Origin of the sequence: Salifodinibacter halophilus (genome assembly GCA_012999515.1) — a bacterium.
GTDB lineage: Bacteria > Pseudomonadota > Gammaproteobacteria > Nevskiales > Salinisphaeraceae > Salifodinibacter > Salifodinibacter halophilus.
In genome coordinates, this window is the sequence record JABEEB010000207.1 from 1 (window position 1) to 276 (window position 276).

The window sequence follows — 276 nt, forward strand, 5'->3', positions numbered from 1 at the left end:
GCCGCGTCGAAGCGCGCGCGCAACCAGTCGAGCTGGCGGTCGTGTTGCGCGCGCGCCAGCGCCAGCGCCTTGGCGTGGGCGTCGCGCAAGGTCGCGGTGGCGGCGACCCCGTCGCCGCCGCTTTCCTGCGCGGCGGCCAGTTCTTCCAGCAACGCCACCCGCATCGGGTCGGTGTCCGCCGCTTCGGCCAGCGCTTCGCGCAGGCGTGTGGCGGCTTGCGCCGGGTGCCCGGACAGGCGCGCGGTGCGCGCCAACTGCAATTGCAGCGCCGCCGGC

At 76.4% G+C, this 276-nt stretch carries 1 protein-coding gene; it reads right to left on the reverse strand.

What is annotated here, in order from left to right; translation table 11 throughout:
- Positions 1–276: hypothetical protein (locus HKX41_11340; GenBank protein ID NNC24725.1), on the reverse strand; the 276-nt coding region annotated here is incomplete at both ends.